Below are 5,801 nucleotides of genomic sequence, written 5' to 3'. Positions count from 1 at the left end.
GGGAGAGTAGGACACCGCCGGACTTCTTCGTTGAAATGGCCACCCAAGGTTCTTGGGTGGCCATTTTGCGTTAAGTACGAGAAACAAGAATTTGCAAAACGCCTGGTCACAGCGTACGCTTGACCCTTGGTGTGGACGCTCCATGTCCACATCGTGTCCACGATCCCCACCGCTTACGCAGACCGGGATCGCGCACGCCGACAAGAGATCTTGGGCAGGGCAGTCGCCCTGCGGTAATGAAGGAGAAACTACTATGGCAGCAGTGTGCCAGGTGACAGGAGCCGTTCCCGGCTTCGGTCACAACATCTCGCACTCGCACCGTCGCACGAAGCGCCGCTTCGACCCGAACGTGCAGAAGAAGACCTACTACGTGCCCTCGCTGCGTCGTAACGTCACCCTGAAGGTGTCCGCCAAGGGCATCAAGGTGATCGACGCCCGTGGCATCGAATCCGTCGTCAAGGACATTCTCGCTCGTGGGGTGAAGATCTAATGGCTAAGCAGCAGGACGTCCGTCCAATCATCAAGCTCCGTTCGACGGCTGGTACCGGTTACACGTACGTGACCAAGAAGAACCGTCGCAACAACCCAGACCGTCTCGTGCTCAAGAAGTACGACCCCGTAGTGCGCAAGCACGTTGAATTCCGAGAGGAGCGCTAAACATGGCTAAGAAGAGCAAGATCGCCCGTAACGAGCAGCGCAAGGTTATCGTCGACCGCTACGCCACGAAGCGCGCCGAGCTGAAGAAGGCCCTCGTCGACCCCGCCGGGACCGACGAGTCGCGTGAAGCAGCTCGCCTCGGCCTCCAGAAGCTCCCTCGCAACGCTTCGCCGGTTCGCCTCCGCAACCGCGACGCGATCGACGGTCGCCCGCGAGGCAACCTCTCGAAGTTCGGCATCAGCCGCGTTCGCTTCCGCGACATGGCGCACAAGGGCGAACTGCCCGGCGTCCGCAAGTCGAGCTGGTAACACCCGCTCAGTCGGAGCTCACATTCCGCTGACACAGCATCGCAACACCGAAAGGGCCGTCCGCATCGCGGGCGGCCCTTTCGCGTTGTCGGCGACAGCTGCAAGGATCGAACGATTCCCACATCCACCGAGGAGGCGCTGCTGGACGTCCGCACGCAACGAGCAATCGCCCTCCTGGTCGCCGGCTGCTTCTTCATGGAGAACCTCGACGGGACCATCCTCACCACCGCCGCACCGAGCATCGCGCGCGACCTCGGGACCTCGTCGACCGCCGTCGGGCTCGCCGTCACCGCATTCCTGCTCACGGTGGCCGTCCTCATCCCCGTCAGCGGTTGGCTGACGGACCGGTTCGGCGCCAAGCGCATCTTCGCGCTGGCGATCGCGGTGTTCACGATCGCCTCCGTGCTGTGTGCGTTGAGCTCGAGCCTGCCGATGCTCGTCGGCTTCCGGGTGCTCCAGGGCGTCGGCGGGGCGTTGATGGTGCCGGTCGGCCGGCTGGCCGTGCTCCGGGTGACGCCCAAGGAGCGGTTGATCCAGGCCATCGCCCTCCTGACGTGGCCGGCCCTCGCCGCCCCGATCATCGCGCCGTTCCTCGGTGGGGTGATCACCCAGTACGCCTCCTGGCACTGGATCTTCCTCATCAACGTGCCGATCGGTGTCGTCGCGTTCATCGTGGCGCTCCGCATCGTCCCCGACTTCGCCGCCGACGAGGTGCCTCCGCTCGACTGGCTCGGCCTGTCGCTCGCCTGCGTCGGGCTCGCGTCGCTCCTCGTGGCGGCGTCCCTGGTGTCCGGCGCCGGGTTCGATGCACGGTGGTTCATCGGGTCGCTCGTAGCGGGCATCGTTCTGCTCGCCCTCGCGATCCGACACCTGTTCCGCGCGCCCCACCCGTTCGTCGACCTCCGGTCGCTGCGGATCGAGACCTTCCGGCTGGCCAACGCCGGCGGCAGCGTCTATCGGCTCACGATCAGTGCCGTCCCCTTCCTCCTGCCGCTGCTGTTCCAGGACGCCTTCGGCTGGACTCCGGTGCAGGCGGGTTCGATGGTGCTCTTCCTCTTCGCTGGCAACCTCGCGATCAAGCCGGCGACGACCTGGATGTTGCGGCGGTTCGGATTCCGTCTGGTGCTCGTGTCGTCGAACCTGATCGGGGTCCTGTGCATGGCCGGGATGGCGTTCCTCACCGCCGACACGTCGATCGTGCTGATGGCACTGCTGCTCTTCGTCAGCGGGGTCGCCCGGTCGATCGGCTTCACGGCATACAACACCATCACGTTCGCCGACGTCGAACCCGCTGCGATGTCTCGGGCGAACACGCTCAACTCGACGCTGCAACAGGTCGCGAGCGGCTTCGGTGTCGCCGTGGGGGCGATCCTGCTGACGACCGGATTCTCCCTCGAGGACGGGGTCGGTGGCGGCCAGCTGCTGCCGTATCAGTTCGCGTTCCTCGCGATCGCCGTCCTGACTCTCTTCCCGACGATCGAGGCGTGGTTGCTGTCGCGAGCTGCCGGGCACAGCGTCATCGGGGTCCGCTGAGCGCTCGCACCGACGCCTCCCAGCTGGGAAACGACCGACACGCAGGCCCGATTGTCCGCGTAGAGCGGAGAAATCCGCGAAATCTCGCGGATTGCTGCTACATTCGAGGCGGTCACACCGACCAGTTGGTGCCGTATCAGCGACACCTTCGCTACCAACACATCAGCTGTACGTTGCAGCAACGTCCGAGGAGGACCCTCACAATGGCAAATTTGAACAAGACCGAACTCGTCGCCGCCATCGCCGCATCGACCGGCCAGAGCCAGGCGACCGTCGGCAGCGTTGTCGACGCGCTGTTCACCACCGTCGCTGAGACCGTCGCCACGGGCGGCAAGGTCTCGATCCCGGGTTGGATCGCCTTCGAGCAGACCGACACCGCCGCTCGCACGGGCCGCAACCCGCAGACCGGCGCCGAGATCCAGATCCCGGCCGGCAAGCGCGTCAAGGTGACCGCCGGCTCGAAGCTCAAGGCTTCCGTCAAGTAAGTCGTCGCGGGCGCGAGCCCGCACGGACTCGGACCGCGGAGACACTCCGTCGGTCCAGACCACACAGCAGGGCGTCGCGAGAGTGACGCCCTGCTGTCGTTCGTCCGGGTGCCGTCCGGGGCGCGGCGAGGTGTCGGCGGCTCGGCCTAGCATTGCTGTCATGCGGATCCTCCACACCTCGGACTGGCACCTCGGCCGTTCGCTGCACGGGGTCGACCTGCTCCCCTTCCAACGCGACTTCCTCGCGCACCTCGAGCAGACGGTCGTGGACAACGAGGTCGACGTCCTCCTCGTCGCCGGCGACATCTACGACCGCGCCATCCCCCCGGTCGAAGCGGTGACGCTGCTGTCGGAGTCGCTCGGGCGGCTGGCGGGCCGCACCCGGGTCATCCTCGCTCCGGGCAACCACGATTCGGCCATCCGGCTCGGATTCAGCGCCGCCATGCTGCGCGACGGGATCGACATCAGAGCCGACCTCGCTCGGGTCGGCGAACCGGTACTGGTGGACGACGAGCACGGGCCCGTCGCCTTCTACCCGCTGCCCTACCTCGACCCCGACACCGCGCGAGGGGTGCTCGCCCCGGACGACCAGCCGCTCGCACGGTCGCACGCCGCCGTCATGGGTGCAGCCCTCGCAAGCGTCCGAGCCGATCTCGCGCAGCGTCGCGAGCATGGAGCGGTCCGATCGGTCGTGGCTGCGCACGCCTTCGTCATCGGCGGTCTCGCGAGCGACAGCGAACGCGACATCCGGATCGGCGGGGTCGATGCGGTGCCCGCCCAGCTGTTCGACGACTTCGACTACGTCGCGCTCGGCCATCTCCACGGTGCGCAGCGCGTCGGGGCCGCGTCGGGCGTCGACCGCATGCGGTACTCCGGGTCGCCGCTCGCCTACTCCTTCTCCGAACGCAACCAGGTGAAGTCGAGCGTGCTGGTCGACCTCGCCGTCGACGGCTCCGTGCACCTGGAGCTGCTGCCGGCGCCGGTGCCGCGTCGGCTCGTCGACGTCACCGGAACCCTCGCAGAGCTGCAGGGCCCCGCGGGAGACGACGCCGTCGACGCCTGGGTGCGCGCCACGGTCACCGACGACGTGCGTCCACCGGAGCTGTACGCGACGCTGACCCGGCGCTTCCCGCACCTGCTCGTCTGGTCGCACGCGCCGGCGAACCGCTCCGAGGAGGCGCGCGCCGCAGCTGTCACGGCGGTCTCCGACCCGGTCGAGGTCACCGCCGAGTTCATCGAGTACGCGACGGGTGCACCGGCGACGACCCGGGAGCGAGAGCTCATCGCGGCGGCGAACGAGGCCGCACTCGCCACGGAGGTGAGCGCCTGATGCGACTGCACCGACTCACGCTGCAGGCCATCGGGCCGTACGCCGGTGAGCACACCATCGACTTCGTCGAACTCGGGCGGGCTGGTCTGTTCCTCCTGGAGGGACCGACCGGCGCCGGCAAGTCCACGATCATCGACGCCATCGTGTTCGGGCTGTACGGCGAACTCGCCGGTACCGGAGCCAGCAAGGACCGCCTCCACTCGCACCACGCGCAGCCCGGGACGGAACCGTTCGTGGAACTCGTGTTCGAGACCGGATCCGGCGTGTACCGGGTGCGGCGGACACCGGCCTACCAGCGGCCGAAGCAGCGCGGTGCCGGGTTCACTCCGCAGCAGGCGAGCGCCACCCTCGTCCGCCTGACCGACCCCGACGCACTGGCCGGAGAGACCCTGTCGACCCGCGCGCAGGAGATCGGTCCCGAGATCAGCCGGATCGTCGGTCTCTCCCGGGAGCAGTTCGTCCAGACGATCGTCCTCCCGCAGGGCGAGTTCGCGAAGTTCCTCGCCGCCGGCGGTGAGGAGCGCAGCGAACTGCTCCGGTCCCTGTTCGGGACGGAGCACTACGAGCGGGTCACCAAGCACCTCGTCGAGCGGCGACGGCAGGCCCAGCGAGACATCGAAGGCGCACGAGAGGCGCTGGGCCGCGCGATCTCCCGGTTCGCGGGAGCGGCCGAACTCGACGACGCACGGGAACTCGTCGCGGGCAGGGGAACGGACACCCCGGCCGGGATGGACGCCGCCTCGACAGTCGATGCCGAGCCAGGCGATACCGCGACTGCCGGTGATCCGTCGGCTGCGGAGCCCGACCTCCACCCGGACGTCGCGGATGGCGAGCCCGAACCGGACATCGCGACCCTCGCGGTCCCGCTCGAACCCGATTCCGAAGACCTCGTCGGTGACGCCACCCGCATCGTCGCCGTCCTCGAGCGCCACGCCGCAGCCGACGCCTCGACCGCTGGCGAGGCGCGGGTCGCCCTGGAGGGCGTCCGCACCGAACACGCCGCGGCCCAGACGCTGCTCGCGTCCATCGAACGTCGCGCGGAGCTGCTGACCGAGCGTGAGCTGCTCTCGGTGGACGACGAACCGGTCGCGCGGCTCTCCGAACGGATCGCGGCAGCGGCTCGGGCGGACACCGTCGCGTCCGCTCTCGCCGGAGCGGCCACGGCATCGGTGGCGCTCGAGGACGCCATCGCGTCGCTCGCCGCGATGGAGGAGCAGGCCGACGAGGCGATCGTCGCACTCGACGACGCGTCCGTCACCGCGCGCCGCGAATCCCTCACCGTCGAGCGGGCGTCGATGGCGGCCGTGCTCGTCCTCGAAGCCGCCGACGCCGACCGGGAACTCGCGCTCGCAGCACTCGCCGAGGAGCTCGCGACCGTCGACGAACGGCTCGCCGAGCTCGCAGCGGAACAGACGCGACGGGACGCCCGCCGGGCAGCGCTCAGCTCGGCACCGGAGCGCGCCTCGCGTGCGGCCACCGAGTCGGCCA

Annotated in this window: 7 protein-coding genes; all 7 read left to right on the top strand. The window is 68.5% G+C overall.

Features of this window, described 5'->3' with window-relative positions:
- The first annotated feature begins 253 nt into the window (after window positions 1-253).
- Window positions 254-490 (top strand): 50S ribosomal protein L28, encoded by a 237-nt coding sequence (gene rpmB / locus IFT89_RS19460; protein WP_056010522.1) that lies wholly within the window; start codon window positions 254-256, stop codon window positions 488-490.
- The gene (gene rpmG, locus IFT89_RS19455; protein ID WP_056010525.1) at window positions 490-657 is read left to right on the top strand and encodes a 50S ribosomal protein L33; all 168 of its coding nucleotides are present in this window, start codon (window positions 490-492) and stop codon (window positions 655-657) included. Before rpmB ends, rpmG begins: the two co-directional genes overlap by 1 nt.
- A gap of 2 nt (window positions 658-659) precedes the next feature.
- On the top strand, window positions 660-965 hold the full coding sequence (gene rpsN, locus IFT89_RS19450) for a 30S ribosomal protein S14 (RefSeq protein ID WP_064294760.1): 306 nt from the start codon (window positions 660-662) through the stop codon (window positions 963-965).
- A 114-nt stretch (window positions 966-1,079) separates the two neighbouring features.
- Window positions 1,080-2,498: a DHA2 family efflux MFS transporter permease subunit gene (locus IFT89_RS19445; protein ID WP_202939793.1), complete on the top strand. Its 1,419-nt coding sequence runs from the start codon at window positions 1,080-1,082 to the stop codon at window positions 2,496-2,498.
- 203 nt (window positions 2,499-2,701) lie between these two features.
- Complete coding sequence (locus tag IFT89_RS19440; protein WP_064294762.1) at window positions 2,702-2,983, top strand: HU family DNA-binding protein; 282 nt, start codon at window positions 2,702-2,704, stop codon at window positions 2,981-2,983.
- A 160-nt stretch (window positions 2,984-3,143) separates the two neighbouring features.
- Window positions 3,144-4,313, top strand: a complete 1,170-nt coding sequence (locus IFT89_RS19435) for an exonuclease SbcCD subunit D (protein WP_202939792.1) — start codon at window positions 3,144-3,146, stop codon at window positions 4,311-4,313.
- Window positions 4,313-5,801: AAA family ATPase (locus tag IFT89_RS19430; protein WP_202939791.1), on the top strand; the 1,489-nt coding region annotated here is incomplete at its 3' end. The genes IFT89_RS19435 and IFT89_RS19430, both read left to right, overlap by 1 nt.

The sequence above is a fragment of the Plantibacter sp. CFBP 13570 genome (assembly GCF_014841395.1).
In the GTDB taxonomy this organism is placed as follows: domain Bacteria; phylum Actinomycetota; class Actinomycetes; order Actinomycetales; family Microbacteriaceae; genus Plantibacter; species Plantibacter auratus.
Note: the sequence above shows the minus strand (reverse complement) of the source record. Positions and strands in the feature narration are given on the sequence as shown.